This is a genomic window from Rhizobium sp. NZLR1 (genome assembly GCF_017357385.1).
Lineage (GTDB): Bacteria > Pseudomonadota > Alphaproteobacteria > Rhizobiales > Rhizobiaceae > Rhizobium.
The window spans coordinates 285,859-311,693 of record NZ_CP071633.1; the positions used below are offsets into that span (position 1 = coordinate 285,859).

The following is a 25,835-nucleotide window of genomic DNA, read 5'->3' on the forward strand; positions in this document are numbered from 1 at the left end:
CGCCGTGCATCAAATATCCACGACAAGGCCCTTGGCTTTCAGCACCGCGTCGAGATTGCTGACCTCGATGACCGACTTGCCCTCTTTGTACGCGGCGATATAGCCGGCTTCGGCGTCTTCGCGGGCCTGCGAGAGCCGGGCGGCTTCCCGCGCTTCCTGCCTGCGCACGACCACCAGTCCGTCGGCATCGCCGACGATGATGTCGCCGGGATTGATGGTTTCGCCGCCGACGATGATTGGGTCGTTCACCGCCGCAATAGTTTCCTTCACCGTGCCCTTGATGCAGACGCTGAGCGAGAAGACCGGGAAACCGAGTTCCCGCAGTTGCAGCGTGTCGCGCACGCCGGTGTCGGTGACGAGACCGCCGATGCCCTTCGCCAGGCAGGCATTGGCGAGCACATCGCCGAAGGATCCGGCCTCCTCGTATTCCCCTGCCGATACGACGATGATATCGCCGGGCTTTGCGTAGTTGATGGCAAGCTGCAGCATGATGTTGTCGCGCGGCGCACATTTCACCGTAAAGGCCGGGCCGCACAGTTTCATGCGGTAGTCGACGGGCTTGAGGCGGGAGGAAAGTGCGCCGCGGCGTCCCTGGGCTTCGTGGATCGTCGCCGGCGAAAACTTGGAAACGGCGTCTATATCGGCTTTATCAGGCCGCTCAGTGATATCTTTTATATGGATCATGGATGCCTCACATCGTTGGTGACGGCGGGCATGCCCCGCCGTCGGATTTCGTTTGGAAATCGTCACTTGAGGACGTTGAGGCCGGGAGGCCTCACGGGATCGGGTCGAACTTCAGCTCGGAGAGCGGCACGACCTTATCGGTGCGGGTCATCTTGTATTCGGTATCCGGGCCGAGCCACTTGTCCCAGATCTTGTTGATCTCGCCCGCTGCGTCGAGCTTGTGAAGGATTTCGTTGACCTTGGCGGTCAGCGCCGGCTGATCCTTGGCCATGCCGATGCCGATCGGCTGGTAAAGCATCGGCTCCTCGATCATCCGCATTTCCTTGCCCTTGCTCTTCGATTCATTGACGAACTTGGTCGTCGTCATGGTGTTGGCCACCATGCCGCGGGCCTTGCCCTGCTGGACGGCGAGATAGGCCGAGGCTGTATCCTGGAATGTCAGCGGGTCGGATTTGTTAAGCTTGATCGACATTTCCGAGGTCGAACCCTTGGTCGAAGCGAGGCGCTGGCCTGCATAATCGGCCTTCTTCTTGCCGGCATCGTCGGCCGGCACGATCAGCATCTCCTTTGCGAGATAATAGGGATCGCTGAACTGGATCTGCTCGGCGCGGCTCACCGTATAGGCGAGGTTTGCAACGGTGATGTCGACGCGGCCGAGCTTGACCTCGGGCACGCGGGCTTCGACCGAAACCGGCTTGATTTCAGCCTTGACGCCCAATTCCTTGGCGATGGCGCCGCAGAGATCGACGTCGAAACCGGCCATTTCGCGGGTCTTCGGATCCGGCGAAGCGAAGGGGGGAACGTCGGCGAAAGTCGCGCAGCGCAGGGTCTTCGCCGACATGATGGTGTCGAGCTGATCGGCTTTCGCGGGCAAGGCGGCCGCCATGCCGGCAAATGCGACGGTGAGGCTCAGGTATTTCCAGTTCATTGCTGTTCTCCTTTGTTTTTGGTCGTTGGTCTCAATGCCTGAGATCAGCGAGGAAACGCTGAGCCCGGGGATGGGTCGGATTGTTGAAGAAGTCCTCGGGAGTCGCCGTTTCGATGATCTGGCCCGCATCGATGAACCAGATCCGATCGGCGACGTCGCGCGCGAAACCCATTTCGTGGGTGACGCAGAGCATGGTCATGCCTTCGGACGCCAGGCTCTTCATGACGGCGAGCACCTCGCCGACCATTTCGGGATCGAGCGCACTCGTCGGCTCGTCGAACAGCATCACCGGCGGTTCCATGGCAAGGGCGCGGGCGATCGCCACCCGCTGCTGCTGGCCGCCCGACAGTTGACCGGGATAGGACCGGGCCTTGTCGGCGAGGCCGACCCGATCGAGCAGCTTAAGGGCCTTTTCGTGCGCGGCAGCGGCTGCCACGCCTTTCACCCGGATCGGCGACATCGATACGTTTTCGGCGACCGAAAGATGCGGAAACAGGTTGAAATTCTGGAATACGAAACCGATCCGGCTGCGCATCGTATTGAGTTCTCTCGCCCGCATCGAGGCGTGAATGTTTTGCCCGTCGAGCGTGATCGATCCGCTATTGATCTCCTCAAGGCGATTGATCGTGCGGATCAGCGTGGATTTTCCCGAACCGGACGGTCCGCAGATGACCACGACCTCGCCGCGCGCAACCTGCGCATCGATGTCCTTCAGGACCGGATAGTCGCCGTAGCTCTTGCAGACCTGCGAAAGCCGGATCGTCTGCGATTCCTGCGTTGAAACGGACATGGTCATAGCTGCTCCGATACGATTTTCGACGGCGTGACCAGGGCGGCGGGGACGTTGAGAAGTCCCGCACGCCGCCGCGTGATGCGCCGCTCGAGGCGATTTGCGAAGTAGGTCAGCGTCCAGCAGATGGCGAAGTAGACGATCGCCAGGATGAGGAAGACCTGGAAAGGCTGCGTCAGCAGCTGATTGTTGACCTGGCTTGCCGCAAAGGTCAGGTCCGGCACGTTGATCACGTAGCCGAGCGTCGTGTCCTTGATCGTCGACACGAAGGTGGAGAGGATGCTCGGGATCATGTTGTAGAGCGCCTGCGGCAGGATGATGTAGCGCATCGCGCCGATATGACCGTGGCCAAGCGCACGCGCCGCATCCATCTGGCCCGGTCCGAGCGCGACGATGCCCGCACGGACGACCTCGCTCAGGAACGCGCTCTGGTAGACCACGAGTGTCGTCAGCATGGTGACGAAGCTTGGCACGTCGGCGCCGGTCAGCAGCGGAACCAGGAAATAGCTCCACAGGATGAGCATCAGCAGCGGCACGCCCCTGGTGAAATAAACAAGGGCAGTGACTGGCCAGCGCAGCAGCGGCGACTGAGAGAGCCGCGCCATTGCAAATACGATGCTGACCGGAAAGGCGAGAGCGATGCTCAGCGCCGACAGGATCAGCGTATTGGCGAGCCCGCCGAGCGGTCCGTTCGGATATTGGCCGATCAAGAGCAGCAGCCAATAGTCTCGGACAATGGCGATCATATCGTGGATCATGCGCGCGCGCTCCTGGCAGGATCCGCGCGCATCGACAGATAGGCGCCGATGCTCATGATCACGAGCGAGAAGAAGAGGTAGAGAACGGTGCCGATCAGGTAGATTTCGAAGGTCCGGAAGCTGAGGTTCTCGATTTCCTTGACCGCATGCGTCAGTTCCGACGCCCCGATGATGACGGCGAGACTGCTGTTCTTGAACAGCGAGACACTATGATTGACGAGCGGCGGCAGCGCGTTGCGCACGCCCTGCGGCATGATGACGAAACGCATCGCCGAGACATAACCGTGGCCCAGCGCCCGAGCCGCCTCCATTTGGCCGGGACCGACCGAGCGCACGCCCGAACGAAGATCTTCGCTGAAATAGGCCGCCTGGCAAAGCCCAAGCCCGATCACCGCGAAGATGGCCTCGGCATTATGGATGGCCAGCCATTCTCCCAGCCCGCTCGGCATCAGGGTGAAGATCCCGAAATACCACAGCATCAGCTGGACCAGGGTGGGGACGTTGCGGTGGTAGGATACGTAAGCGGCAACTATCGGATCGCCGAAGCGAAAGGGCGACAGACGCAAACTGAGCAGCAGAACTGCCAGCGCCATCGCTAGCGACCAGGATCCGGCAAAGATGATGAAGGTCATCTCGATGCCATGCAGCAGCATGGCGACATATTCCGGATTTCCGAGGATTGCCGAAAGGTCGAAACCGCTCACGGAGTTGGCTCCCCGGAGGGATCTGTCTTTAGCTGCGGCCTTGCGGTCTGCAGGCCACCCATGACCTGCAGCGTCGGCGTGATCTCCATATGTCCGATGTTGACGGCGACGGGGGCCGATATGGCGAAGGCGATCGCGTCGGCGATATCGCCCGCCTGCGGCAGTTCGAAACCGTCGATGAACTTTTCCCGAATGCTCGGATCATCGCCGTGGACGTGATTGAAAATATCCGTGGCGACGCGGCCGGGGCAGATTTCCGTGACCCGTACCCGCTTGCCGAAAGCGTCGATGCGCAGCTGGTTGGACAGCATGCTCACCCCTGCCTTGGTGGCGTGATAGGAGGAATTGCCGCCGAAATTATAGGCGCCGGCGATCGACGAGATGTTGATGACGTGGCCGCGGTCCCGCGCCACCATGCCCGGCACGACCAGGCGGCAGATGTGCAGGACGGCTCGCAGATTGACGTCGACGATGAGATCGATATCGCTTTCGTCGGCTTCCAGAAACTTCTTCGGCCGGTCGACGCCGGCATTGTTGACGAGGATGTCGAATTCCACCCGACGCGCGAGCTCGGCGATCGCCTCACGGTCGGTCACATCGATGGTGTGGGCGACGCAGCCTGTGCGTGTCGCCAACTGTTTCAGTGCTTCGGCACTGCGGGCAACGGCATGGACTTCGATGTTCTCTCGGCGAAGCCGCTCAACCACGGCTGCGCCGATACCGGAGGATGCGCCGGTCACCAGTGCGGTCTTGTAGTCGGAGAATGGCATTGTCGTTCCCTTGTTGTTGAAAGAGAGAGTAGCGAAGCTTCAACCCCTTGCCTAAGACCGATTATCTCTGGAGCAATAAGCAACGGTTATGGAGCCGGTGCGGTCTGCCGAAGAAGAGAAAGCGGCGATGCCGGCATTCTCTCGCGGCCTTGCCTCAGGCCGCGTCGCGTTGCAAAAGCGACGCGCGTCTGCAAACATGCCATCCGCAGATCAGCACGGTACCCCGATCCCCATGGACATCAGACGCCTCAAATCTTTCATCGTGATCGTCGACAGCGGCAGCATCACGCGAGCGGCGGATCTTTTGCATATCGCCCAGCCGGCTCTCAGTCAGCAGCTTGCGGCGCTGGAAGAGCATTTCGGCCACAAGCTGCTGATCCGCAGCCAGCAGGGCGTCAGCATGACCGATGCGGGACACGCGGTGTATCGCCATGCGCAGATTATCCTTCGGCAGATGGAGCAGGCGCAGGCCGATGCATCGGCGGCCGGAAATTCGCTTGCCGGACGCGTCTCCGTCGGCCTCGTGCCGTTCAGCAGTGCGGCGACGCTCTCGGTCGACCTGCTGGCGGAGACCCGGAAACGGCATCCCGGAATTCTCCTGCATCTGACCGAAAGTGTCGGTCAGACCTATAGCCAGATGATCATGAACGGGCGGCTGGAGATGGCGCTTCTCCACGGAACCGGACCGATCAAGGGCGTGCGGTTCGAACCGATCCTCAGCGAAGAGTTTTTCCTGGTCGCCCATCGCGACTTTGCCATTGAAGCGGATGCGAAACCGGTTCCGGTCAACACTCTCGACGGAATACCGCTGCTCCTGCCCCCGGTCTATAATTTCGTCCGCCGCGCGGTCGATACCGCCTTCACCCGCACGCGCACCAATTTGAAAGTCGTGGCGGAAGTCGAAATCGTCCGCACGCTCGCCCGCGCGGTGGACGGCGGTCTCGGCGCGACGATCATGCCGAAAGCCATCGCCGACCGCATCGTCTCTGAATCGAGCGAGCCGCTGATTTGCCGGCTCGTCTCGCCCCGGATCGAGGAAACCCTTTCGCTTTGCGTTTCCGACCAGAATCCCTTGTCGGAACCGGCCCTTGCCGTCCGAGACATCCTTCTGGAGTTGACGGCGCGGCTGAAAGCCTGAGACGCAATTGCCGGTCAGCGCATGTCCTTGCAGAACTGGGCTATGCGCGCGCAGCCTTCATCCAGTTTCTCCATGCTCGTGGCGTAGGAAATGCGGAAGAAGGGGCTCATTCCGTAAGCGGCGCCTTGCACGGTTGCGACATGATGCTCTTCCACCAGCCCCATAACGAAATCGACGTCAGTCCCGATCTTTCGACCGCCTTTGCTGGTCTTGCCGATCAGCCCTGAAATGTTGGGATAGATGTAGAAGGCGCCTTCGGGCCGATGGCAGCGCAGCCCTTCCACTTCCGACAATTTGGCGAGCACGAAGTCGCGTCTTTCCTTGTAGATCGCCGCACGCTCCTTCAGCAGATCCTGAGGCCCGTCGAGCGCTGCGGTCGCAGCCGCCTGCGTCAATGTCGCGATGCCGCCGCCATTCTGGCCGTTGACGTTGCTGATGGCGGAGATCAGGTCTTTCGGTCCGGCGCAAAAGCCGAGCCGCCAGCCGGTCATCGCGTAAGCCTTGGAGACGCCGTTCATCGTCAGGACGCGATCGTACAGTCCGGGCTCGACCTCCGCGATCGTGCAGAACTGGAAGTCGTCATAGACCAGGTGTTCGTAGATATCATCGGTCATGATCCAGACATCGGGATGGCGCAGCATGACCTCGGCGATGGCCGCCATCTCCGCCCGGGTGCAGGCTGCTCCTGTGGGATTATTCGGGAAATTCAGGAAGAGCCATTTGGTGCGCGGCGTGATTGCCGCTTCCAGATCCTCCGGACGCAGTTTGAAGCCGGTCTGCTCGTAGCAGGGGACCGCGACCGGGACGCCGCCGGCGAATTTGACGATGTCGGCATAGCTGACCCAGGAGGGTGTGGGAATGACCACCTCGTCACCCGGATTGCAGGTTGCCAGCATGGCATTGAAGATCACCTGCTTGCCGCCGGCCGAGACGACGATCTGGCTGGCATCGTAGTCGAGATTGTTGTCGCGCTTGAACTTCCTGATGATGGCTGACTTGAGGGCCGGCGTCCCGTCCATCGGCGGATATTTCGTATCGCCGGCAAGCGCCGCCGCATGGGCTGCCTCGATCGCGTGTGCCGGAGTGGGGAAATCCGGCTCGCCGGATGAGAGGCTGACGACCTTGATCCCCTTGGCGGCCAATTCCCGGGCGCGCTGTGTCATGGCGGCGGATGCGGATATGGAGACGTTTTTCAGGCGATCCGATATGGCGGACATCACGATGGTCCTTCGATGAGATTTTGGAAGAAAGACCGCCCGCAGGCGATCAGGATTATGTCAGTCGGCGAGTTCGGCGGCCGGAGCGAGCGTGGCACCCGCGGCTTCGATCTCGCTTCGCACAATGCCGGCAAGCTCGAGGGCGCCGGGCGTGTCGCTGTGGACGAGAATGGAGCGCGCCGGCATGGTGATCACGGCGCCGTCGATCGTCTCGACGCTACCGTCGAGCAGGAATTTTCGGACGCGGGCGCGCACCGCAGCTTCATCCTTGATCACGGCGCCGGGAAGCCCGCGCGCAACCAGCCTGCCGCCGGCGTCATAGGCCCGGTCGGCAAGGAATAGCGCCAATGTCTTCAGGCGCGCGCGTTTCGCCGCCTGCTCAATTCCGCTGCCCGATGTGACGAAGACGACGAGATTGGCGTCGACGGTGGCAATCGAGTCCATCATCAGGTCGGCGAGGACAGGATCGCGGTTGACCATATTGCCCATGGCCGCATGGAAGCTGATATGGGAGACAGCGACCCGCTCGCTTCTGGCGATCGCCATCAGTGCGCCGAGCTGATAGAGCATCTGCTGGCGAAGCTCGTCTGCCTGGAACGGTATTTCGCGTCGGCCGAAGCCCAGCCGATCGGGCAGGCCGGGATGGGCGCCGATGCCGACACCGTTCAGTTTCGCAAGCCGCACCATGCGCCCCATCGTCTCGGGGTCGCCGCCGTGGAAGCCGCAGGCGATGTTGGCCGAGGAGACGATTTTCATCATCGCTTCGTCATCGCACAGCCGGTAAGGACCAAATCCTTCGCCCATGTCGGAATTCAGATCGATCTTCATCAGTTCCTCCTTTCGCCTCCCTTAAGCCATCGCCTTCAGGGCGCGCTTGACCATCCGGGATGTTTGCCTGACATCGTCGACATAGCGGGCGACGGCCTGTTCGACGGCGCGCGCTTCCGCATGCGTTGACCGGACGAACTTCAGGCGGGCGCCGATGCGGGCCTGCCCGAGCCGCCACAGATCGCAGTCGATCACGCCGGCAATCTTCGGATATCCGCCGGCGGTGTTGGCATCGCTCATCTGTACGATCGGTTCGCCGCCCGGCGGAACCTGGATCACGCCGGGCACGACGCCATGGGAGCGCATTTCGATGGATGCGGTCGGCGTGATCGGCTCGCCGGACAGGCGGTAGCCCGTCCGGTCGCTGCGGGAGGAAATCCTCCAGGTCTGGCTCCAGAAGGCTTCGCCGTCGCCGGCGAAAAGATCGTGCTCGCCGGCAGGCAGAGCACGGATTGGCAAGGCGCCGTCGATAGGAGCCGGAAAGACTTCACGTAGCGCCACCGCGGGCTCGACGACGGCGAGACCCGAGGCGGGCAGCATGGCGATCTCCGCATCCTCGCCGACCGCGATCCGATCGCCCTTCGTCAGAGGCCGGCCGGCATTGCCGCCGAAACCGCCGCGCAGCGACGTGCTCCGCGACCCCATGACGACTGGGATATCCAGCCCTCCTCCGACCGAAATATAGGAGCGCGCGAGCCTCGGGGGCTGCTTCAATTCAAGGACCTGTCCGGGCTCTGCCGTATAGGCGCACCATGGAAGCAGTTCCGATCCATCGAGATGCGGACCGCCGTCGGCCCCGGTCACGACAAAGACGGTGCGACGCTCGAAACATAGGCTGAACGGGAAGGTCTGCACCTCGATCACGGCCGCATTCTCATCATTGCCGACGAGAATGTTGCCGATCCTGACCGCAAGCGGGTCCATGGCGCCGCTCGCCGATACGCCGATGTCGCGATAGCCGGAACGCCCGAGATCCTGCGCCGTGTTGAACGGGCCGGTTTCCAAGATCTCGATCATAGTTCGATCCTTGCCGGCAGGAACCGCACCGTATCTCCCGGCGCCATCATGGCGGGGGTCGGCGAGGTTGGGTCGAACATCTGCAGTGATGCGAAGCCGATGGAATTCCAGCCATTAGGACCGGTCAGCATGGCGACGCCGGTCTGCATGCCGCCGATGGTCACGCAGCCCTTCGGCATCTTCAGCGACGGCACGGTCTTTCGCGGCATATAGATGCGCGGATCGAGGCCATGCAGATAGCCGAAACCGGGCGCGCTGCCCAGGGCGAAGACACGGTAGGTCGCTTCATGATGGATGCGGACGACTTCGTGGTCGCTCAAGCCGGAGAGATCGCAAAGGGCGGGAAGATCCGTCGCATGTTCGCCGCCGTAAGTGACGGGGATCTCGATAGTGTTGCCATCGAGATCGATGCTCTGCGCATTCTCCCATGCCTCCAGCAGCCGGGTGACCACTGCATCGGGGTCTTCGGGCGTCTCCTTGAAGATCACCAGCAGGTTGGTCATCCCGGGAATGTTTTCGGCAAGATCCGTCCAACCCTTCACCGTCTGGGACAGGGCCCAGATCCGCCGCTGCGCGATGAGGTCGAACTCGCCTGGCGCCTCGAGCAGGAAGGATCTGGCCCCGATCGAGGAAACCCGTGCCCGGCTTTGGGTGGCCGGAACGATTTCGCGCTGCGCTGCATGTCTGGATGCATGTCGGGTTGTCGTGACGATCATGATGGCAGCTCGATTTCGAACAGAGGATCGCCGAAGCCGACCAATGCGCCGGACTCAGCGAGCTCTTTGGACAAAACACCGGAATAGCCGGCGCGAAGGGGAAGCAGCACATGCCCTATCCTGACGAAGCCGAGGATATCCGCATCGGATACGGAGCGCGGCAAAGTTTGGGGCAGGACGGCGGCGGCCGGATGTTCGGCGCAGAAATGTCCTGCGATCGGCGCCTTCACGATGACAGGTGCGTGGCCTGGAGCGCGGGGTGTAGCTTCTTGTACGCCGATCCGGGCGCCGCCCTCCCCTGAAATGAGAATGCGAAGCTGTCCGCCCGGCCGGGAGATTTCGAGACCGTCCACGCCGGCAGCCGTCAGTGCGTCGGTGAGGAATGCAATGGTTGTGGGATCGCTGAAATCGATTGCGCTCATGCCGCGGCCCTCCGCAGCTTCAGCCATTGCTCGAGGTAGTGGATATCGGTCTCGCCGCGTGCGAATGCATGATCCTCGAAAAGCGCGCGCAGGAAGGGAATATTGGTGGCGATACCTTCGATCTCGGTGCCGGCAAGCGCCTCGCACATTCTGGCCATCGCTTTCGCCCGTGTCGGCGCGTGGACGATCAGCTTGGCGATCAGCGAATCGTAATAGGGCGAAACCTTGTAGCCGGGATGAATATGCGTATCGACGCGGATGCCTGGCCCCTCAGGCAAAACCAGATGGGTGACGACGCCTGCCGATGGCAGGAAAGTGTCAGGATCCTCGGCGTTGATGCGGCATTCGAAAGAGTGACCTTCGCAGGTCACATCGCTCTGCGCGAGGTTCAGAATATCACCTTGCGCCGCCTTTATCTGTGCCTGGACGATATCGACCCCGGTCGTCATCTCGGTGACGGGATGCTCGACCTGAAGCCGCGTGTTCATCTCGATGAAATAGAAAGCGCCGTCCTCATAGAGGAATTCGAAGGTGCCGACGCCACGGTAGCCGATCTGGCGGCAGGCCTGGACGCAAGCCATGCCGATCGGCTGAATGATATCGGGCGCGATCCCAGGCGCCGGCGCCTCTTCCACCACTTTCTGATGGCGGCGCTGCATCGAGCAATCCCGGTGACCCAGCCACACGGCATTGCCGTGATCGTCGCAAAGAACCTGGATCTCGATGTGGCGCGGATGCTGGAGGAATTTCTCCATGTAGAGCGAGGGTGAGCCAAAGGCCTTGCGGGCCTCTTCCCGGGTCAGCGCGATCGCTTCATGCAACTGGTCGGCCTCTAGCACGACGCGCATGCCGCGTCCGCCGCCGCCGCCTGACGCCTTGACGATGACCGGATAGCCGATTTCCAGCGCGATGCGCACGATCGAAGCCGGGTCGTCGGGCAGCGCGCTATCGGGACCGGGAACGCAAGGCACGCCGGCTGCCATCATCGCCCGCTTTGCCGCAATCTTGTCGCCCATTGTCGCGATCGATGATGCCGTCGGACCGATGAAGACCAGCCCGGCCTTTTCGACCACGTCGGAGAATGCGGCGTTTTCCGACAGAAAACCGTAACCGGGATGAATGGCGCCGGCACCGGTCAGGCGTGCGGCGAGAAGAATGGCATCCTGATTGAGATAGCTCTTGGCCGCAGTCGATGGGCCGATGCAGAGAAAACTGTCTGCGGTCTTGATATAAGGCGCTTGCCTGTCCGCCTCAGAGCAGATGGCGACCGTCTTGAGGCCTAATTCGCGGCAGGCGCGCTGAATCCGGGCGGCGATCTCGCCGCGATTGGCAATGAGGACGGTATCGAAACGGCGGCTTGAAGCAGCGGATTGTTCTAACGTTCCCGGCATCAGGCGATCTCCGCCAGCAGGTCGCCGGTCTCGACCTCACCATTGTCGATATCGGTCAGCTGCGTGATGCGCCCGGACCGCGGTGCCGTGATCGTGTTGAAGACCTTCATTGCCTCTATGATGAAGAGGGTCTGCCCCTCCTCCACCACGTCACCGATTGCGACGAATGGCGGCTCGCCAGGCGCCGGAGCCCGATGCAGAACGCCGAAGACGGGCGCCTTCACCACATGGGAGGTTTTCTCGACGCTCGAAGGCGCATGGGAGACAGGACTTGTCGCCGATTCCGGCTTTTGCGACGGCTCGGCAACAGCTGCCGCTCCCGGCGACGTGCGGAAAATCCGAACCGTCACGTCCTTTTGCGTCACGGTCAGCTCGGTAATGTTCGATCGTCCGACAAAGTCGATCAGCGTCTTGATCTTCGAGAGGTCCATGGGCGTGCTCGGAATTTCAGAATTCCACCGCGCATAGCTGAAGTCTCAGATCGCCCGGCGTTATGATTTTCGTAGCACGACGTATGGCCTGATGGGGTCAGACGAAGTTTTGATGGAGCGCAATCCGCGCCTATGGGGAGATATCGCCGAATGCCCCCGATGGCAGCCGGCGCCGGCGAGATGAATCGAAACCGTGGAAGAGCAATGCGGTTTTGGAAACGGCTCGCGTGCCTATCTGTTGCAGGTCGGTCGGAAGCGCCTGACGAACGACCTCCAACCCTTTGGACCTCAACCCGTAATTGACAAAGTGACCGCGACGTCAGACGAGTTTGAACGTTTTTCGTGCCGCTTCGAACTTACCGTTCATATCATCCAGTTTTATAGCAACCCAAAATTCTGTTTTTTCGTCGAACGGGCCGGCGTCAAGCTCCGGTTTAACAATTAACGACAACACTTTATCTGTGCTTGTACCAGAAGTGTCAGTATCGATTTTGATTTTATATTTGTCTTTCTGCTTCTCGTCGTAGCCATTTGGGTTTGAAACGTCATCACTGCCGTCTTCTTGCGTAGATATATAAACGTATATCTTGTTGCTGAGGCCGGAGCCTATGATCTTGAATGGGGTTCGAACAAGTAACGGAGCAACAACAATCTCCGGCTCAAGGCGCACGATTTTAACTTTAGGGTTCACGATGGCCATATGATCCTCCCTAGTCCGTCCTTATACTGGGTTTAGTCGTTATCGCTCGATCTGCGAGGGATGAACCCGCCCGATCTTGACATCACGCCACCAGAGCGGGACAGGGCACCGCCCGATCTGGACATTACGCCGCTCGCCATTCCCCGGGGATCAGTTGAAACCTCGGCCGACAGCAGGATTTGCTCAAGGGTCCCTGTTTCGGCATCGAGCCTCATTGAGACATCGCCTTTGTCATAAATCCAGACCCTCATGTCCTTAGCGAGTGCCACGAATTGGGAACCAAGGCCGGTTCGTGCACTCGAACCAGGGGACCGATACAATCTGTCATACTCGATATCACCCGCCACGTTCCTCGGGGGCGGATCTTCTGGATCGGCTCCAGGACCGTGGACGACGAAGATGGCTGGTCGACCAAGTTCAATGAACGCTCCCTCAAAGGAGAAAGCAAAGATTCGCGCCAGAACCGCGTCGGCTGCACCAAGCTGGTCCCTCAGGAAATTATTTCTTCCTGCAATTGGTACACTTAGATTCTGATAAATGGGTCCACCTCTGAGAATCAGATCACTCAGTGGGCGCCCGAACAGATGTATCGCTGATAGGCCGAGTAAGGTTTCATTGTCTGCCACTTCTGCCTCCATCTACCGGATTATTGACTGCTCATTGATCTCGACAGCAGGACTGTCTCGCGAAAGGTCATCTTCGGAAGCTCCAGATAATCAATCGGCAGCAACGTCCGCGCAGAGTGGACGTGACTGTGATGCTCGCCGCCTTTGAGGTGCGGGCCAGCGTGCACTTCACCGATCGCCCGTCGCCTGAAGTTTCTACTGATGATCCGTGCGAACTGACCGCCACTTTCGTCCTGATCGATCGCAAGCATCGTTCGCGCGACGTCGCCGTAGTCGAGAAAGTCGGGAGCGAGAGTCCACAAGGTTTTCGCCAGATACGTCCCGACGATATCGCGTGCGTCGAGCAGTGCTTCGACAAAACCATCCGAGTCCTGCGCGAAAGCGCGGTCGAAAGCATGCTGCACCGGCGCCTCGGCAGCCGGATCGAACTCGGCAATATCTGCGAGGTCTTCAACCGCATGCGAGATCAAGCCGCGCGCCACGAGGCTCTCATGAAAGATGTCGACGAGGATGTCGAATATGGCGCCGGTGAGGGGTTGCGAGAGTTCGTGCTCGTCCTTCCACCCACGCGCGAACTCAGCCATCGTTCGTTTGTTGTTTGCCGACCGTATCTGGCGATGCGGCGAAAATTCCGAAAAGCGTGACAGGCGGTTTGCACGGTAGAGGTTACCGCGCGTCTCCACGAGAACATTGTCTATCACGGAGGGAAAATGCATGGCCGCGATCAGCGACACGCAGTCGGAGAAGGCCTCCTGGAAGCCAAGATATTCAGGGTACTCAGTTCCGGGACGCGGCACGCCAAGCACACTGAAGATGATCGCGTGACCCACCTCGTGGGCGATGACGTCGAAATCCAGGCTGAAGGGAAGGATGTTTCCATCCTTCTCGAACTGGCTGCCGACTTCGAGGAAGCCATAGCCGTACTGGGCATTGTCCCATTGCGGCAAAATGGAGATTTCCAGACGGTCATAATGATCACGAAAATGCCAGGTGAGCGGCTGGCCGAGATAGCGCTCCCACACATCCAGCGTGAATCGCACGCATCCAAAAACATGCGCGGCTTCGAAGCCAGCCATCGAAGGTCGGAGATAGTTGAAATTGCCGCACGGGTCGGGAGTGGCGGGCGCGAGGATTTTCCCGGTCCAGGGCGGCAGATAGATGTACGGCGTTCCGAGCGGTCCGCGGTTTAAACCGTAAGGACCGGTCTTGCCGACCGGCTCCACCACGAACATGCGATCGTCGGCTGGGCCAGCTGTCAGGCTACCCAACGGAGACGAAACTTCGACAATCTCGGGCTTGGACCGAGCATCTTCAAATGGAGGCTGTACAAAAAGCCTGAACCGGGTGCCCATCCGCTCCCCCTCAAAAGACTTTTATGATTGCCAGTTTAAGTTGACGATCGGCGCTCGCAAGAATTTTAGCAAGTAATAAAATAGAATTAGAACTAGCCTTCCAAGGTGTACGAGGCGTTATTCTGACAGCTCAACCAACCTTGAATAACGCGGGTGACTGCGAATGGGATCGAGGTCGGAATCGTTCTTGAACCACAGCCGCATCTCGATGCCGACCTGAGGCATCCAGACCTCGAGCAAGTCTATCGCTCGCTCAATCTCGCCAAGCAGTGCATAAGTGCAGGCGGCATTGTACTGAATGTTGATATCGTCGGGATCCGTCGCCAGAGAGCGGGCCAACCACTCCAGGGCCTGATCGCGGACACCGAGAAAGGCCAGCGCCGTCGCTCCCAGGCAGGCAACATTGGCATTCTCCGGATGTAGCCGCAGTTCTTCCTCCGCCTTTTTCAACGCGATCCGAGCATAGCTACTTGCCTTGTCTAATTGCCCGAGCGAACGAAGGACGTTCACAAGCATGATCGGCGCACCATAATCGGCAGGCTTGATTTCCATCGCACGCTGAAAGTGCGCAGCCGCGAGTTCGAATTGACCTTCGGTGACGCAAAATTCGGCATAGTACCGATTTGCCTCGTGGCAATTTGCGTCGAGCGACAAAGCCTGCTCGAATGCAGAAACTGCCTCGGTGCGATTGCCGGCCACCGCCAACGCAAATCCCTTGGCCGCATGTGCTTCCGCCAGATTGGGATCGATAACGAGTGCCATCGTCGTATTCGCGAGAATGTCCTCCACCGAAATCTCGGCGCCGAACTGAGATCGCAGACGCGCATCGCAAACCGCGATACCGGCATAGGCGCGCGCATAATTCGGATCCAGTTCGATGGCTCGGGCGAAGCTCTGCCTGGCCATCAGATGGTTCGAGCGCGAGGCAATATGGTAGTATTCGCGCCCCCTGAGGAAGTGCGTATAAGCTTCGACGCTCTCTGTCGGCGCCAGCTCGATTGCCTCCTTTTCCTCAGGGAGCAGCTTGACCTTGAGTTGCTCGACAATTGCCTTCGTGATCTCGTCCTGCACTTCGAAGATATCGGTGAGGTCGCGATCGTAACGCGCGGCCCAGACGTGGCCGTCGCTGGCTGCGTCGATCAATTCGGCATTGATCCTCACGTGGTTGCCGGCCTTGCGGACGCTGCCCTCTACGACATAGGCAACCCCGAGTTCCCTGGCGATGCGCTGCAGGTTCTCGCTCCGGCCTTTCCATGTGAAGACAGTGTAGCGGCTCAGGACAAACAGGCCTGAAACATTCGACAGATCAGTGATGATGTCCTCGGTAATGCCGTCGCTGAAAAACTCCTGGGCGGGATCGTCGCTGATGTTGGCAAATGGCAGGATTGCCACGGATGGTTTGTTGACGGGTGCCTGCGTGTGTCCGTTTGCCGCAAGCGGCACCCCTTCACCGGAGGCGACATTGCCCCAATCGGCAAAATAGACATGCACAGGACGGGAGATGTTCTTGACGGTCTTTTCGCCCTGGTCTGCGAAATCGAGCCCGAGTTTGTTTCCGACTTCGTGGCGCACAGCCGCCGAACAGGCAATACCGCCCGGAGCTGCAAGGGCTTGTAGCCGGACCGCCACATTAATGCCGTCCCCATGAAAGTCATCCGCATCGAAGACGATGTCGCCCAAATTCAAGCCTATTCGAAACGCAAAGTGCCTGTCGGCTGGAATCCCCATGTTGCGCTCCAGCATGCCGCGCTGGATATCGACTGCGCATCGTGCAGCACTGAGCACGCTGCCGAACTCGACCAGGAAACCGTCGCCCATCACCTTGATTATACGCCCGTCGTGGGTCGTGACAGCTGGTTCGAAGAGCTCGCGGCGATGCTGCCGAAGGGCATTGAGCGTCTCCTCTTCGTTTGCCTCCAGGAGACGGCTGTACCCCACCACATCGGCAGCCAGAATAGCCGTCAATCGACGCTCGACAAGCTCTGCACACATGCCCGTCTCCCCAACGTGCTGGTGGCAATACTATTCAATTCGAGAAGCTAGCCAGTAATGTTGCCGGACGATCGTATGACTGACAACTAAAATCGCCGTCTCGCCCGTAAGAACTCCCGGAGAGCCTCGAGGTCGCGGATTACGGCAGCGAGAAGTTGCACACGGTGGCACCCTCCGAATGAGGGCCTGGCGTTTCTGTACGGGATGCGCGAACCGGTTCCCCATCGTCAACTCTTCGGAGGGGCAATACTTTCCCGCAGGATAAGCCTGCTGCGGATGACGGTGGGCACAGAAGCAGGGTTCTGGCTCTGGCCAAGGGCGTCGAGCAGGAGATCCACTGCGGCGCGGCCCATCTCTTCCACCGGCTGCTCGATCGTCGAGAGCGGTGGCGAGGAGAATTCGCAGACGGGCGAACCGTCGAAGGAGACGACGGACAGATCATCGGGAATGCTCAAGCCTGCGCGCTTGACGCAACTGACAAACGAGATGGCCATGTCATCGCTGGTGGCGATGACTGCCGTTGGTTTCTCGTCCAATCCAGCGAAATCGTCTGCCGCCTGCACGCCGATGTCGAAACCATGCTGATAATCGAGACGACCGCCCGAGCGACGCACGGCCTCCTTCGATAGGCCGGCTGCCGCAAGCGCCTCGAGCACGCCGCCATAGCGCTCGACGTCATGATAATTGCCTTCAGGTCCTGCAAGGTAGAAGAACCGGCGATGGCCAAGCCGGATCAGTTCGGCGGTGACGTCGCGCACAGCCTCGCGGTCGTTCGTCACGACGCTCTGCAGTCCCGCATCGCTCATGTCGAGCAGCATCGAAACGATCGGCAGGCCGGAACTTGCCAGCGAGCGCCCATCGACCTCCGGAAGCTTCGACGACAGGATAATGGCTCCGCGCACGCTGCCGCCGAAGGCGAGGTCGAGAATGTGCCGCTCGGAAATCTCGTCGCGATCGAGGTTGGCGATCATCAGGTTGTAGCCGCCCTGGATCAGCGACTTGTTGATGCTCTGCAGGACCTGCGGAATGATCTGTGAGACGCCATAATAGAGCGATCCGGGCAGGATGATCATGATGATGTTGGATTTGCCGACCCTGAGACCGCGCGCCATCGCATTGGGAGTATAGCCGAGCTGCTTGGCCGCCGCGTTGATCTTGGCGCGCGTCTTCTCGTTGACCCGTCCTGGATTGGCGAGCGCACGGCTGACCGTTGAGATCGCGACACCGGCGAGCCGCGCGACATCGGCCATCAGCGCGCCCGACTGCTCCTCTATGGCCACATCCTTGTTTTTATTCACGTTTGTTTCATTCTCCCGGATGCTTCGATTTGCAACTCTAAGGCAGCCGGCGATTTATAGCAAACGTTTGCCAAAAATCGCTTGCTTAAAAAACCAGCTTGATTATCATCTAGGCATGGCAAACGATTGCCATTCCTTAATGCGTTGAAAATTCATGATTTATTGATTGCGGAACTGATCTTCCGCACGCGAGTAGGTCATGCCTTAAGAAATGGATGGATTATGGCTACTGGCGACAGGCTCCGATTCGGCGTCGATCTCGTGACGTTCTTCGATCCCGGCTTCTGGGGCGTCGATAGCCATGACGCGATCATCGACTATGCGCGCACCGAACCGCGCGCCTTCTGGGACAAGATTCTCGACAGCGTCCAGGCCTCCGGCGTCACCGGCGTCGAGCTGACCTTTTCTCCGTTCAACTGGCAGGATGCGATCAAGACCTATGGTTCCGTCGATGCCTTTGCAGCCGAGCTGGCAAGACGCCGCCTGACGCTCTGCAGCGGCTTCTTCGCGGAACTGGAGGCGGCGGGCGACTTCGCCGAGCCCGAAGCCCAGCGCGCGCTGATCGACAAGGCGGAGCGATATGCCGACTTCCTGAAAGCCTGCGGCAGCGACATCATGGTGATCGGCGCCCCGCTTCGCCAGACGCTCGGCGCCCAGCCGGTGCAGTTTTACGATTTCGACCGCGCCAAGGTGATCGCCGATTTCCTGAACCGGCTCGGCGCGACCCTCTATGCCAGGGGCGTGCAGCTGGCGCTGCACACCGAGGCGCATTCGATTTTTGCCGCTGCACGCGACGTCGACCTGATGATGCTGCTGACCGACCCAGCCTATGTGCATATGTGCCCGGACACGGCCCATATCATCGTTGCCGGCTCCGATCCCATCCAGCTCGTTGATCGCCACCACGAGCGCATGATCATTGCCCACTGGAAGGATGCGGTCGGGCCTATGCCCGCCGACACGCCGATCGACAAGCACATCCACGATCGCCACCAGCCGTATTTCTGCAGCTTCGGCTTTGGACGGGTCGACTGGCCGGCCTGGATCCGACTGCTGCGCGACCGTGCCTTTGAAGGTTGGGCAATTCTCGAACTCGATGCCGCGCCGGATCCCGTCCGCGACATCGCCAACGGGCTGACGCTCGTCCGGCAGGCGCTCCTGCCGATCTATCGCTGACGATTATTCCCAAGACAACGAACGCCCCGCAAAGAGGGCATTTTCAAGAGGTGGAACAATGAAGACAATGATGAAGCTTTTTCTTGCCGGTGTGGCATTCGCCGGTCTCTTCGCTTCGGCGCATGCCGAGGACAAACCGACGATCGAGATCATGTCGTCCTGGACGTCGGGCGGCGAAGCGGCAGCCCTCAACGTCATCAAGAACGAGTTCGAAAAGCGCGGCGGCGTCTGGAAGGATTCCTCGATCGCCGGCTTCGGCGCCGCCGATGCCGCCTTCCAGAACCGTATCGTCGCCGGTGACGCGCCCGGGGCCAAGCAGGGCGTCATCGGCCTCGCGGCCGCAGATTTCATCAACCAAGGTCTGTTCAATCCGATCGACGACGTAGCCGGTGCCGGCAAATGGGCCGACGTCCTGCCGAAATCGATCCATGATCTCATCTCCTATGACGGCAAGGTCTATCTCGCGCCGACCGGCGCCCATGGCGAAAGCTGGGTCTTTTATTCCAAGGAAGCCTTCGGCAAGGCCGGCATCGCCGAGGAGCCCAAGACCTGGGACGAGTTCTTCGCCGACTTCGACAAGCTGAAGGCTGCCGGCATCGTTCCCGTTGCCTGGGGTGGCCAGCCCTGGCAGCAGACCAAGGTCTTCAACATGATCCTGCTCTCGCAGCTCGGGATCGACGGCTTCCTGAAGATCTATGTCGACAAGGACAAGAGCCAGGCCTCGGTCGACGGCGTGAAGAAGACCCTCGAAATTCTCGCCAAGCTGCGCGGCTATGTCGATGCGGGTGCCGCCGGCCGCAACTGGAACGACGCAACGGCCATGCTGATCACCGCCAAGGCCGGCGTGCAGTTCATGGGCGACTGGGCGAAGGGCGAATTCACCGTTGCCGGCAAGGAGCCGGGTAAAGACTATGGCTGCATGATCGTGCCGGAGTCCAAGGGTATGGTCTATATCGCCGACTCCCTCTGGTTCCCGAAGACCGGCAATGCCGCGACCGACAAGGCGCAGAAACTTCTCGCCGAAGTCGTGATGGATCAGAAGGTGCAGGTCGAATTCGCCTTGAAGAAGGGCTCGGTTCCGATGCGAACCGATGTCGACAAGTCGAAGCTTGATGTCTGCGCTCAGAAGGGTGTCGAGCTGATGGCTGCCGGTGCGATCGTCCCGGATCAGGCGATCGTGCTTACTCCTCAGCAGGTCGGCGCGCTCGACGATTTCGTCGACGAATACTGGAGCGGTGGCTCGAACGATGCAGCTACTGGGGCCGAGAATTTCTTCGCTGTCTTCGAGTAGAATAGTGCCTGCGGCGTCGGCCTGATCCCGACGCCGCGGCCGACGTCGCTGCCTCGCGGTGGCGTGTGCCCCGCTTTTCCGTCAACGAGCCGGCCGATGCCCATCAAACGCAAATCCAATCTTTCCGCCACCATTGCGCTGCTGCCGACTTGGTTCGTCGCGGTCGTGGTCTTCATCGGCACCATGGCCTGGTCGATCCGCCTGTCCTTCACCAATTCGACGCTCTTTCCATCTTCAACCTATGTCGGCTTTGCGCAGTATTCGAAGCTGTTCTCTTCCGCCAAGTGGCTTGCATCGCTGCAAAACGTGTTGATCTTCGGCGTCCTCTACGTCGCGGGCTGCCTGTTGCTCGGCTTCCTGTTGGCCGCGGCGCTGGACCGCAAGATCCGTTTTGAAAGCGCCTTCAGAACCATATTTCTTTATCCCTATGCCATGTCCTTCGTGGTGACCGGGCTGATCTGGCAATGGATGCTCAATCCGACCCTTGGCATCCAGGCGAGCGTGCGTTCGCTCGGCTGGGAGAGTTTTGTCCTCGACTGGGTGGTCAATCGTGACATGGCGATCTATGCGCTGGTGCTTGCCGGCGTATGGCAGGGTGCGGGGCTGGTGATGGTCATTGCGCTCGCCGGCATGCGCGGCATCGAAGGCGAGCAATGGAAGGCGGCGCGGATAGACGGCATTCCCGTCTGGCGGATCTATGTCTCGATCGTCCTGCCGCAGCTCGGACCGGCGCTGGCGGCGGCCGGCATGCTGCTCGCCATGGGCGTGATCAAGACCTATGACATCGTCGTCGCCATGACGAACGGCGGCCCCGGCAATGCGACGGAGGTGCCGGCGAAATTCATCATGGACAATTTGTTCGGACGTCAGAACCTCGGCCTCGCCACTGCCGGCGCGACGGTGCTTGTCCTCGGTGTGATCATCGCAGTCGCGCCGTTCCGCTACGCGATGCACATGCGCGACAGAGCGAAGGGAGCCGCGTGATGGCCGGTCCTCATCCGAACGGTCCGAAGCCGGCGCAGATCACCGTCGGGCGCATCGGCCTCTATGCCTTCCTGGTCGTTGCCGCACTTTTCTTTCTTCTGCCGCTTTACACGATGGTCGTCACCTCGCTGAAGTCGATGGAGGAAATCCGGCTCGGGCAGATCTTCGCCCTGCCGGCGACGCTCGATTTTTCCGCCTGGACGACCGCCTGGTCGGGCGCCTGCATGGGGACCGTCTGTGTCGGCATTCGCAGCGGCTTCTGGAATTCGGTGGCGATCACCCTTCCCGCGGTTGCGCTCTCGGTCTTTATCGGCGCCGTCAACGGCTATGCGCTGTCGCTCTGGCGGCCGCGAGGGGCAAACCTGCTCTTCGGCCTGCTGATGGCCGGCGGCCTCATCCCCTACCAGATCTTTCTCTATCCGATGGTCCGGGCGATGGCGAATATCGCCCTCTACAATTCGCTCGCCGGCATCATTCTCGTGCATGTCATCTTCGGCCTGCCGCTGGTGACGCTGCTCTTCCGCAATTATTTCATCAGCGTGCCGGAGGAGCTCTGCAAGGCGGCGCGCGTCGACGGCGCCGGCTTCTGGCGTATCTTTTTCGAGATCATGCTGCCGATCGCCGTGCCGATGGTGGTGGTGGTCTCGATGCTGCAGTTCACCGGCATCTGGAACGACTTCCTGCTCGGTCTGGTATTTGCCGGGCGTGACAACCTGCCGATGACCGTGCAGCTCAACAATATCGTCAACACCACGATGGGCGAGCGGACCTACAACGTCAACATGGCGGCGACGATCCTGACCGCCATCGTTCCGCTCGCCATCTATTTCCTGTCCGGCCGCTGGTTCGTGCGCGGCATCGCGGCCGGCGCAGTCAAGGGGTAATGCTTCCATGCAATCTGCCGTCTCCGTCAAGGACCTGAAGATCGCCTATGGCGACCATACGGTGATCGAGAAGCTGTCGATCGATATCGCTCCCCGGGAATTCCTGGTTCTGCTCGGCCCTTCCGGCTGCGGCAAGTCAACGCTTCTGAGCGCCATTGCAGGCCTCCAGGACATTACATCAGGCGAGGTGTGGATCTCAGGCAAGAACGTCAGCTGGGAGGAGCCGAAGGACCGCGGCATCGGCATGGTCTTTCAGTCCTACGCGCTCTATCCACGCATGTCGGTTCGCAAGAACCTGTCCTTCGGCCTTCGCGTCGCCGGTCTGCCGAAAGCCGAGATCGAGGCCCGCGTCGCCCGCACGGCCGCGCTCCTCCATCTCGACACGCTGCTCGACAGGCGCCCTGCCGAGCTGTCGGGCGGCCAGCGCCAGCGCGTCGCCATCGGCCGGGCGCTGGTGCGCGAAGTCGATGTTTTCCTTTTCGACGAACCGCTGTCGAACCTCGATGCCAAGCTGCGCAACGAATTGCGCGTCGAGATCAAGAAGCTGCATCAGCGCCTCGGCAACACTATGATCTACGTGACCCATGATCAGGTAGAGGCGCTGACGCTTGCCGATCGCATCGCCATCATGCGCGACGGCGTGATCCAGCAGCTCGCTTCGCCGGCTGAGATCTATCGCCGCCCGGCCAATCTCTTCGTTGCCGGTTTCATCGGCGCGCCGGCAATGAATTTCATCGAAGGCAGGATCGAGCGCGCCGCCTCCTCACCGGTCTTCCGGAGCAAGGGGCTCGCCGTCGATCTCTCCGGCTATTCCTTTAGCGCAGGCGCGGCGGAAGGACCGGCAACGCTCGGCTTTCGCCCTGAGCATCTTGTGCTCGATAGGGCGGTAAGCAGCCTGCCCATCATTCCCGGCTGTGTTTCCGTCGTCGAGCCGATGGGTTCGGACGCCGTCGTTTGGTTTGACTGGGCGGATCAAAGCCTCTCGCTGAGGCTGATGGGCGACGTCACCCTGCAGCCCGGCGATGCCCTGGCTCCCGGGCTCGATATCGCCAAGGCGTCGCTCTTCGGCGCCGACGGATCGCGGCTGTGATGCCTCGTCCCTTTGTTTTCCCGCAATTGCCGGCGCGTTGCGCGCGGTTTTGAGCAATTGCTCCAGGACAGGATTTGGAAATGTCTGAGATTGTCTACGATGCGCTGGTGATCGGCTCCGGCGCGGCGGGTTCCTTCGCGGTCAAAGAGCTGACAGCGCAGGGCCTTTCGGTGCTGCTTCTCGAGGCCGGCCCCGCTGTTGGGCCGAAGGATTTCGATCCCGCCCGCAAGAAGGCGCCTGCAAGCAGCATCAATATCTGGGAGCGTGCGCGGGCGACACTCAAGGGCCAGCCGATCCAGGCGCGGGCGGCGTTTTTTACCGAGCGCTTCAGCCACTTCTTCGTCAACGACCGCAAGAACCCCTATACCACGCCGAAGGGCGAGCCTTTCCTCTGGATCCGTGGCCGCCAGGGCGGCGGCCGCCTCCACAGTTTTGGCCGCGTGCTGCTGCGCTGGACCGATGATGATTTCAAGATCCGATCACGCGCCGGAAAGGGCGTTGACTGGCCGGTCTCATATGGCGAATTGGCGCCTTTCTACGACGAAGTGGAGACTTATCTCGGGCTCTACGGCAACAAGGACGATGTGCCGACCCTGCCGGACGGCGTCTATGCGAAGCCGGCAAGCCTGACGCCCGCCGAACAGATCTTCAAGCAGGCGGTCGAAAGCCGCTGGCCGGAAAGGCACGTTGTCTCCTGGCGCTACATCGCGCCGGATGCCGAACGCATGCCGCGACCGCTGCGGGAAGCCAAGGCCACCGGCAGGCTGACAGTCCGCTACGATGCCGTCGTTCGCCGCATCACCACGGACGGGAGAACCGGACGTGCCACCGGCGCGGAGTTCACCGATCGCAATACCGGACAAGTATCGACGGCCCGCGCCGCGACGGTGGTTCTCTCCGCCTCGCCGATAGAGAGCGTGCGGCTGCTCTTGAATTCGGCTTCGGCAAAACATCCGGATGGGCTCGGCAACAGCTCAGGCGCTCTTGGCCGCTATTTCATGGACCAGCTTCCGTGCCTCGCCTTCGGTTCCTTTTCGAAGGCGAAGGGCTGGGCGCCCGATGGCTCCGCCCCGACGGATCCGTTCTACAATCCATCAGGCGGGATCTTCATTCCCCGCTTCGGTGAGGGCGACGCTGCCCGCGGCGATTTCGACTACCAGGGAAGCGTCGGCCGAGCGCCGGTCTCCGGCGACGCTGATGCGCGTCTCGCCTTCTTCGGTTTCGGCCGCATGCTGCCCTATGCCGACAATCGCATTACGCTTGATGTCAGGCGCAAGGACGCCTGGAACATTCCCGTTGCGCATATCCGCTGCGTGATGCAAGCGGAGGAGCAGGCGCTGCTTCGCCGGCAGGAAGAGACGCTGATCGCCATGATCAGCGAGGTCGGAGGCGATCTTGAATTCATCGGTTCGCCCACCGGCCTCAAGGAGATGGGCAAGGGCGCCTTTCCCGAGGCCGATGCCTTCAGCCGCTTCATGTTCCGCAGTTGGTTCCGCAAGACCATGTGCATGGGCGCGGCAATCCATGAAACGGGCGGCGCGCGCATGGGTGAAACCCCGGAAGCTTCGGTGCTCAACCCCTACAACCAGGTCTGGGATGTCCCGAACCTGATTGTCACCGACGCCAGCGCCTTCCCCGGCAGCGGCATCGCCGGCACCACACTCACCGTCATGGCTCTGACGATCCGCGCCTGCCGGAATCTTGTCTCGCAATACCGGACAGGACAGCTGTAGCTGCGCCTCAGCGGCTGTACTGCAAGATCGTTCACGCCGCTTTGGCGTCCCGACGCTCGGCAAGGATCTGTTCGAACAGGTCCATGGTGACAACCGGGCCGACGGCTGTGCCTGCCGCGGAGGCATGCGCAAGGTGAGCGACCGCGTCCGCATTGCCAATGGCAAACACACCCGGCCTGCTGGTCCGGCCTTCCCTGCCGGTCTTAGCTTGCCTCAACGTTCTGCGAAGTCGATGAGATCGGTCTCGCCAGCAACAAAGGCTGCGAAATCGGAAGACGATGCGTTTTCGCCTAGCTTATTACACCCGATGTAATTGAGGGCATTCCCCCTCCCGCGATATCAGTGAACGGCCTTCCTGCAGGAGGAACATTCCAGTCCTCAAACAGAAGCGGCCAATCCGGACGATGTCGACGGCCAAACCGCTGTCAACCGTACGAGGCGGCCGAGGAGAACGACGATGACGACGGTGAACTTTACCAAGCGAGAGCCCCCGGAATGGCTGCTGGCTTTCTGGAAAGAAATCGATGACAAGACCTTCGGCGAAGGCTTCGATTGCCTGGCGCAAAACGCCACCTGCAATCTCGGCGTCGCCGACTGGAAGGGGCGGGAGGCCATTCGCGAGAACCTGCGCGCTTTCATCGATACGGGTTTTTCAGCGCTTCACGATGTGACGGAATATTGGGACGGCGGCTCGCTTAAGATCTTTCGCGGCACTGTCACCATGACACCCGACGAGAAGGCGCAACCGGTCGTCAAGCCTGTCATGACACACTTTTTCTACATGGACGAACGAGAACCTGCCAAAGTTGGTCGCTGGTACGGGTCTGTCGGCCCCGTTGCATTTTAATCCACAAATCGCTGGCGGGAGCGCTATTGCCCGCCAGTTACCAACGGGACGGATAACGGAGACCGCCG

At 60.7% G+C, this 25,835-nt stretch carries 27 protein-coding genes; 8 read left to right on the forward strand and 19 right to left on the reverse strand.

What is annotated here, in order from left to right:
• Positions 1 to 9 precede the first annotated feature (9 nt).
• The 6 genes from J3O30_RS23740 to J3O30_RS23765 form a co-directional block, all read right to left on the reverse strand.
• Positions 10 to 684 (reverse strand): 4-carboxy-4-hydroxy-2-oxoadipate aldolase/oxaloacetate decarboxylase, encoded by a 675-nt coding sequence (locus J3O30_RS23740; RefSeq protein ID WP_207585020.1) that lies wholly within the window; start codon positions 682 to 684, stop codon positions 10 to 12.
• A gap of 91 nt (positions 685 to 775) precedes the next feature.
• Entirely contained in the window at positions 776 to 1,612 is an 837-nt protein-coding gene (locus J3O30_RS23745; protein WP_207585021.1) for an ABC transporter substrate-binding protein, read from the reverse strand.
• Between the two features lie 31 nt (positions 1,613 to 1,643).
• The gene (locus J3O30_RS23750; protein WP_207585022.1) at positions 1,644 to 2,408 is read right to left on the reverse strand and encodes an amino acid ABC transporter ATP-binding protein; all 765 of its coding nucleotides are present in this window, start codon (positions 2,406 to 2,408) and stop codon (positions 1,644 to 1,646) included.
• Positions 2,405 to 3,160, reverse strand: a complete 756-nt coding sequence (locus tag J3O30_RS23755) for an amino acid ABC transporter permease (protein ID WP_207585023.1) — start codon at positions 3,158 to 3,160, stop codon at positions 2,405 to 2,407. Before J3O30_RS23755 ends, J3O30_RS23750 begins: the two co-directional genes overlap by 4 nt.
• The gene (locus J3O30_RS23760; protein WP_207585024.1) at positions 3,157 to 3,864 is read right to left on the reverse strand and encodes an amino acid ABC transporter permease; all 708 of its coding nucleotides are present in this window, start codon (positions 3,862 to 3,864) and stop codon (positions 3,157 to 3,159) included. The genes J3O30_RS23755 and J3O30_RS23760 overlap by 4 nt, the downstream gene beginning before the upstream one ends.
• Complete coding sequence (locus tag J3O30_RS23765) at positions 3,861 to 4,634, reverse strand: SDR family oxidoreductase (protein ID WP_207585025.1); 774 nt, start codon at positions 4,632 to 4,634, stop codon at positions 3,861 to 3,863. Before J3O30_RS23765 ends, J3O30_RS23760 begins: the two co-directional genes overlap by 4 nt.
• Positions 4,635 to 4,866: 232 nt before the next feature.
• Between J3O30_RS23765 and nac the strand changes: the two genes are divergently transcribed.
• On the forward strand, positions 4,867 to 5,772 hold the full coding sequence (nac, locus tag J3O30_RS23770; protein WP_207585026.1) for a nitrogen assimilation transcriptional regulator NAC: 906 nt from the start codon (positions 4,867 to 4,869) through the stop codon (positions 5,770 to 5,772).
• A 14-nt stretch (positions 5,773 to 5,786) separates the two neighbouring features.
• On the opposite strand, the gene J3O30_RS23775 is transcribed toward nac, so the two are convergent.
• The 12 genes from J3O30_RS23775 to J3O30_RS23830 form a co-directional block, all read right to left on the reverse strand.
• Complete coding sequence (locus tag J3O30_RS23775; RefSeq protein WP_207585027.1) at positions 5,787 to 6,989, reverse strand: pyridoxal phosphate-dependent aminotransferase; 1,203 nt, start codon at positions 6,987 to 6,989, stop codon at positions 5,787 to 5,789.
• 60 nt (positions 6,990 to 7,049) lie between these two features.
• Positions 7,050 to 7,817 (reverse strand): 5-oxoprolinase subunit PxpA, encoded by a 768-nt coding sequence (locus J3O30_RS23780; protein ID WP_207585028.1) that lies wholly within the window; start codon positions 7,815 to 7,817, stop codon positions 7,050 to 7,052.
• 21 nt (positions 7,818 to 7,838) lie between these two features.
• Entirely contained in the window at positions 7,839 to 8,834 is a 996-nt protein-coding gene (locus J3O30_RS23785; protein ID WP_207585029.1) for a biotin-dependent carboxyltransferase family protein, read from the reverse strand.
• The gene (gene pxpB, locus J3O30_RS23790; protein ID WP_207585030.1) at positions 8,831 to 9,550 is read right to left on the reverse strand and encodes a 5-oxoprolinase subunit PxpB; all 720 of its coding nucleotides are present in this window, start codon (positions 9,548 to 9,550) and stop codon (positions 8,831 to 8,833) included. The genes J3O30_RS23785 and pxpB overlap by 4 nt, the downstream gene beginning before the upstream one ends.
• Complete coding sequence (locus J3O30_RS23795) at positions 9,547 to 9,972, reverse strand: acetyl-CoA carboxylase (protein ID WP_207585031.1); 426 nt, start codon at positions 9,970 to 9,972, stop codon at positions 9,547 to 9,549. The genes pxpB and J3O30_RS23795 overlap by 4 nt, the downstream gene beginning before the upstream one ends.
• Positions 9,969 to 11,363: an acetyl-CoA carboxylase biotin carboxylase subunit gene (accC, locus tag J3O30_RS23800; protein ID WP_207585032.1), complete on the reverse strand. Its 1,395-nt coding sequence runs from the start codon at positions 11,361 to 11,363 to the stop codon at positions 9,969 to 9,971. Before accC ends, J3O30_RS23795 begins: the two co-directional genes overlap by 4 nt.
• Positions 11,363 to 11,794, reverse strand: coding sequence for a biotin/lipoyl-containing protein (locus J3O30_RS23805; RefSeq protein ID WP_207585033.1), 432 nt, complete (start codon positions 11,792 to 11,794; stop codon positions 11,363 to 11,365). The genes accC and J3O30_RS23805 overlap by 1 nt, the downstream gene beginning before the upstream one ends.
• 319 nt (positions 11,795 to 12,113) lie before the next feature.
• Positions 12,114 to 12,494 carry a hypothetical protein gene (locus tag J3O30_RS23810; RefSeq protein WP_207585034.1) on the reverse strand — a complete coding sequence of 127 codons (381 nt, stop codon included), beginning with the start codon at positions 12,492 to 12,494 and terminating at the stop codon, positions 12,114 to 12,116.
• Positions 12,495 to 12,526: 32 nt separating this feature from the next.
• Entirely contained in the window at positions 12,527 to 13,132 is a 606-nt protein-coding gene (locus J3O30_RS23815; protein ID WP_207585035.1) for a hypothetical protein, read from the reverse strand.
• Between the two features lie 8 nt (positions 13,133 to 13,140).
• Entirely contained in the window at positions 13,141 to 14,472 is a 1,332-nt protein-coding gene (locus J3O30_RS23820) for a hypothetical protein (RefSeq protein WP_207585036.1), read from the reverse strand.
• 117 nt (positions 14,473 to 14,589) lie between these two features.
• Complete coding sequence (locus J3O30_RS23825) at positions 14,590 to 16,464, reverse strand: adenylate/guanylate cyclase domain-containing protein (RefSeq protein WP_207585037.1); 1,875 nt, start codon at positions 16,462 to 16,464, stop codon at positions 14,590 to 14,592.
• Positions 16,465 to 16,691: 227 nt separating this feature from the next.
• Positions 16,692 to 17,762, reverse strand: a complete 1,071-nt coding sequence (locus tag J3O30_RS23830; protein WP_207585038.1) for a LacI family DNA-binding transcriptional regulator — start codon at positions 17,760 to 17,762, stop codon at positions 16,692 to 16,694.
• A gap of 222 nt (positions 17,763 to 17,984) precedes the next feature.
• Here J3O30_RS23830 and J3O30_RS23835 point away from each other — a divergent pair, with 222 nt between their 5' ends.
• The 6 genes from J3O30_RS23835 to J3O30_RS23860 all read left to right on the forward strand — a co-directional run bounded on the left by J3O30_RS23835 (position 17,985) and on the right by J3O30_RS23860 (position 24,920).
• Positions 17,985 to 18,938 carry a sugar phosphate isomerase/epimerase gene (locus tag J3O30_RS23835; protein WP_207585039.1) on the forward strand — a complete coding sequence of 318 codons (954 nt, stop codon included), beginning with the start codon at positions 17,985 to 17,987 and terminating at the stop codon, positions 18,936 to 18,938.
• A gap of 58 nt (positions 18,939 to 18,996) precedes the next feature.
• A complete protein-coding gene (locus tag J3O30_RS23840; protein WP_207585040.1) occupies positions 18,997 to 20,229 on the forward strand; it encodes an ABC transporter substrate-binding protein in 1,233 nt (410 codons plus the stop codon).
• A 96-nt stretch (positions 20,230 to 20,325) separates the two neighbouring features.
• Positions 20,326 to 21,213, forward strand: a complete 888-nt coding sequence (locus J3O30_RS23845) for a sugar ABC transporter permease (protein ID WP_207585041.1) — start codon at positions 20,326 to 20,328, stop codon at positions 21,211 to 21,213.
• Positions 21,213 to 22,097: a carbohydrate ABC transporter permease gene (locus J3O30_RS23850; RefSeq protein ID WP_207585042.1), complete on the forward strand. Its 885-nt coding sequence runs from the start codon at positions 21,213 to 21,215 to the stop codon at positions 22,095 to 22,097. Before J3O30_RS23845 ends, J3O30_RS23850 begins: the two co-directional genes overlap by 1 nt.
• A 7-nt stretch (positions 22,098 to 22,104) precedes the next feature.
• Positions 22,105 to 23,187: an ATP-binding cassette domain-containing protein gene (locus tag J3O30_RS23855; RefSeq protein ID WP_207585043.1), complete on the forward strand. Its 1,083-nt coding sequence runs from the start codon at positions 22,105 to 22,107 to the stop codon at positions 23,185 to 23,187.
• Positions 23,188 to 23,267: 80 nt separating this feature from the next.
• Positions 23,268 to 24,920 (forward strand): GMC family oxidoreductase, encoded by a 1,653-nt coding sequence (locus J3O30_RS23860; RefSeq protein ID WP_207585044.1) that lies wholly within the window; start codon positions 23,268 to 23,270, stop codon positions 24,918 to 24,920.
• Positions 24,921 to 24,951: 31 nt separating this feature from the next.
• On the opposite strand, the gene J3O30_RS23865 is transcribed toward J3O30_RS23860, so the two are convergent.
• Positions 24,952 to 25,089 (reverse strand): hypothetical protein, encoded by a 138-nt coding sequence (locus tag J3O30_RS23865; RefSeq protein WP_246762854.1) that lies wholly within the window; start codon positions 25,087 to 25,089, stop codon positions 24,952 to 24,954.
• A 288-nt stretch (positions 25,090 to 25,377) separates the two neighbouring features.
• Between J3O30_RS23865 and J3O30_RS23870 the strand changes: the two genes are divergently transcribed.
• Positions 25,378 to 25,767, forward strand: coding sequence for a nuclear transport factor 2 family protein (locus J3O30_RS23870; RefSeq protein ID WP_207585045.1), 390 nt, complete (start codon positions 25,378 to 25,380; stop codon positions 25,765 to 25,767).
• Positions 25,768 to 25,835 lie beyond the last annotated feature (68 nt).

Coding starts and splice junctions, on each gene's coding strand:
- J3O30_RS23740 (WP_207585020.1), bottom strand. CDS start 684: ATGATCCATATAAAAGATATCACTGAGCGGCCTGATAAAGCCGATATA.
- J3O30_RS23745 (WP_207585021.1), bottom strand. CDS start 1,612: ATGAACTGGAAATACCTGAGCCTCACCGTCGCATTTGCCGGCATGGCG.
- J3O30_RS23750 (WP_207585022.1), bottom strand. CDS start 2,408: ATGACCATGTCCGTTTCAACGCAGGAATCGCAGACGATCCGGCTTTCG.
- J3O30_RS23755 (WP_207585023.1), bottom strand. CDS start 3,160: ATGATCCACGATATGATCGCCATTGTCCGAGACTATTGGCTGCTGCTC.
- J3O30_RS23765 (WP_207585025.1), bottom strand. CDS start 4,634: ATGCCATTCTCCGACTACAAGACCGCACTGGTGACCGGCGCATCCTCC.
- nac (WP_207585026.1), top strand. CDS start 4,867: ATGGACATCAGACGCCTCAAATCTTTCATCGTGATCGTCGACAGCGGC.
- J3O30_RS23775 (WP_207585027.1), bottom strand. CDS start 6,989: ATGTCCGCCATATCGGATCGCCTGAAAAACGTCTCCATATCCGCATCC.
- J3O30_RS23780 (WP_207585028.1), bottom strand. CDS start 7,817: ATGAAGATCGATCTGAATTCCGACATGGGCGAAGGATTTGGTCCTTAC.
- J3O30_RS23785 (WP_207585029.1), bottom strand. CDS start 8,834: ATGATCGAGATCTTGGAAACCGGCCCGTTCAACACGGCGCAGGATCTC.
- pxpB (WP_207585030.1), bottom strand. CDS start 9,550: ATGATCGTCACGACAACCCGACATGCATCCAGACATGCAGCGCAGCGC.
- J3O30_RS23795 (WP_207585031.1), bottom strand. CDS start 9,972: ATGAGCGCAATCGATTTCAGCGATCCCACAACCATTGCATTCCTCACC.
- accC (WP_207585032.1), bottom strand. CDS start 11,363: ATGCCGGGAACGTTAGAACAATCCGCTGCTTCAAGCCGCCGTTTCGAT.
- J3O30_RS23805 (WP_207585033.1), bottom strand. CDS start 11,794: ATGGACCTCTCGAAGATCAAGACGCTGATCGACTTTGTCGGACGATCG.
- J3O30_RS23810 (WP_207585034.1), bottom strand. CDS start 12,494: ATGGCCATCGTGAACCCTAAAGTTAAAATCGTGCGCCTTGAGCCGGAG.
- J3O30_RS23815 (WP_207585035.1), bottom strand. CDS start 13,132: ATGGAGGCAGAAGTGGCAGACAATGAAACCTTACTCGGCCTATCAGCG.
- J3O30_RS23820 (WP_207585036.1), bottom strand. CDS start 14,472: ATGGGCACCCGGTTCAGGCTTTTTGTACAGCCTCCATTTGAAGATGCT.
- J3O30_RS23825 (WP_207585037.1), bottom strand. CDS start 16,464: ATGTGTGCAGAGCTTGTCGAGCGTCGATTGACGGCTATTCTGGCTGCC.
- J3O30_RS23835 (WP_207585039.1), top strand. CDS start 17,985: ATGGCTACTGGCGACAGGCTCCGATTCGGCGTCGATCTCGTGACGTTC.
- J3O30_RS23840 (WP_207585040.1), top strand. CDS start 18,997: ATGAAGACAATGATGAAGCTTTTTCTTGCCGGTGTGGCATTCGCCGGT.
- J3O30_RS23845 (WP_207585041.1), top strand. CDS start 20,326: ATGCCCATCAAACGCAAATCCAATCTTTCCGCCACCATTGCGCTGCTG.
- J3O30_RS23850 (WP_207585042.1), top strand. CDS start 21,213: ATGGCCGGTCCTCATCCGAACGGTCCGAAGCCGGCGCAGATCACCGTC.
- J3O30_RS23855 (WP_207585043.1), top strand. CDS start 22,105: ATGCAATCTGCCGTCTCCGTCAAGGACCTGAAGATCGCCTATGGCGAC.
- J3O30_RS23860 (WP_207585044.1), top strand. CDS start 23,268: ATGTCTGAGATTGTCTACGATGCGCTGGTGATCGGCTCCGGCGCGGCG.
- J3O30_RS23870 (WP_207585045.1), top strand. CDS start 25,378: ATGACGACGGTGAACTTTACCAAGCGAGAGCCCCCGGAATGGCTGCTG.